Source organism: Collimonas sp. GW821-FHT07E08, from assembly GCF_059418905.1.
Window position 1 is genome coordinate 1 of record NZ_JBWKQR010000044.1, and the last position, 2432, is coordinate 2432.

Here is a 2432-nt window from a genome sequence, read left to right on the forward strand (position 1 = left end):
AGAAAAGGTATGATATGACCAACATTTGCCCAAACCAAAACATCAAACAACACTCGCTAGCTAGGCGTGTATCCCCCACACGGGCGATAATAACCATCGCAATCGGTATTGGCGCGTTATGCATCACAGCCACCAGCGTCGCTGGCGGCACACCACCATTGATGGGGCAGTACAACTCAGCCGGAGTACTCACCCAGTCGATAGGAGGAAGTGATACCACAAAGGTAGATTGGGTCTCCTCCCAGGCGGCGCATACACCAGGTACGGGGACGTACACGTTTAAGCTCTACTACAACACCAAAACGAACGGCAGTCCCAACTTTGTACAATGCATCGGAGGGTTATCAGGAGGTGGACCAGGAACTATAACAACAACAATGGGACAGCCAATCGCATATACTCCATCTTCCCCCTCCCTGATTACTGTCGCAGCAGTACCATTGTCCGCCGTCACAGTCACTATCACAACATACAACCTCACAGCGGGACTCAGCGAAGTACCAACGGACAGAGCTTTCACGTTGACATGCTTTGCCGCTTATAGCTGAGATGGCATTGTGAGTGGTCAAGTCATCCCGGACACCGCGTTAAGTTTTTCTTCGGCCACCAGTTCGTCATTGAACTGGTGCGGCCGTATCCAGTATATCGTTGCATCGGATAGTGACGGATGTCCTCATGTGCTGGCTGTGCAGTCATGTCGCCCATGTCCGGAGCCCATTCAGATTTTAGGCTCCTGAACAATCGCTCCATCGGCGAGTTGTACCAGTAATTCCCGCGACGACTCATGCTCTGTTCGATTCTGTAGCCCACAAGCGCTGACGAAGCTTATGACTGGCGTACTGGGCGGATTCAACCGGTCGTTGCAACACTCGATTGTTGGACAGATTGTATATATTTATTCAGAGCTTCGGCAGGTGTTATCCAACCAAGCGTTTTTCGTGGCCTAGCGTTCAACGTATTAGCCACGGCCTGGATTTCTTGAGCACTCCACCGAGATAGATCTGTGCCCTTCGGGAAATATTGTCGCAGAAGCCCATTCGTATTCTCATTCGTCCCACGCTGCTAGGGACTGTGCGGGTCGGCGAAGAAGACCTTCACACCAGATTCGACGGTGAAGCGAACATGATCTGACAGCTCTTTACCACGATCCCAAGTTCATGATCGCCACAGCTCCGCAGGTATGCCTATTACGCTCTTCTTAAGCGCATTGGCCATGGTGACAGCTCCGTAGCCTGCTAGCGCTGGGCCATTTTTCGTTCGGGGAATCAGACCATAGCCTTGTTCCCGAGGCAGATGCACGAGCATGGTGAACTGAGTTGATCTTTCCATCAGTGTCCCGATCGCGGGCCGGTTAAGGCCGATGATCAAGTCTCCCTCCCAATGGCCCGGCACAGCACGATCTTGCGCCTCTGCAGGACGGGTGGGAATCATCACCTCTTCGCTAATGTGCGCCCAAGCCTTGGCTTGCGCTCTGGCCCGCGGCACGCGTAACGCTCTGCCGGTGCGCAGGCAGTTTACTAGCTCGCGCTTGAGAGTACCGCGTCCTTGAATGTAGAGAGCTTGGTAAATGGTTTCGTGAGAAATGCGCATGGATTCATCATCCGAGAAATCGATCTTCAGCTGGTGGGCTATTTGTTCAGGTGACCAGCCATTGACCCATTTGCGGTCGCCGCGATGTGGTTTATTGCGCCCCTTGAACGGTGCCTGATGAGGACCGCCAATCTCATGGCCTTCGATGTCATGAACCTTGCTTTCCAAACGCTCTTGCACATAATGACGCAGTTGCGGGTTAGTCGTTAGCTTTGCTGGCTTTGGCGTTTTGACCACACGTTCAGCCTTCCACTGCGTGACCGACGCCCGATATTCGAGGCGCCCACAACGTGTGGCAGCATTGCGCTTAAGCTCCCGCGAGACCGTTGATGGACTGCGTTCAATACGACGAGCTATCTCGCGTACTCCGATCCCTTGTATCGAGAGTAATCCAATTTCTTCTCGTTCCGCGAACAACAAGTATTTCCCCGACGTCGGGTTCGACATAAAAAGTGGCATACCGCCACGATAGCGGAACCAGCGTGAACCTACTGTCGATGATACGCCAACTGCTTCTGCCGCTTTCTCGCTTGTGATCCCGGTGGCGATCTGTTTCCAAAACTGACGCTCCATCTCACTCCGGAGCGACGGCCCCCCCGGCGAGCACATCGCTTTTCACCCCGTTACCTTTTGCACCCATTCCACACTCCGACCCATGAAACACCTCTTCGATTAAAGGTGTTGCGACGACCGGTTGAATCAGCCCTGACCACCTTGATCCGAGTGAAACATCAGACCTTGAGGGCGACCACGCTACTCGTAGGCCATGTCCAATTCCTGTATGACCAGATCGGCATCTGGTCGCATCGAGAATGCCCAGCCAACGACTCGACGTGTGTACA

2 pseudogenes are annotated in these 2432 nt (G+C 53.5%); both read right to left on the reverse strand.

From position 1 onward, the window contains the following. Positions 1-565: 565 nt before the first annotated feature. Positions 566-851, reverse strand: a pseudogene (locus AC07RZ_RS24055) (IS3 family transposase); the annotation flags it as partial. Next, a pseudogene (locus AC07RZ_RS24060) lies at positions 850-2199 on the reverse strand (IS30 family transposase). The pseudogenes AC07RZ_RS24055 and AC07RZ_RS24060, both read right to left, overlap by 2 nt. Positions 2200-2432 lie beyond the last annotated feature (233 nt).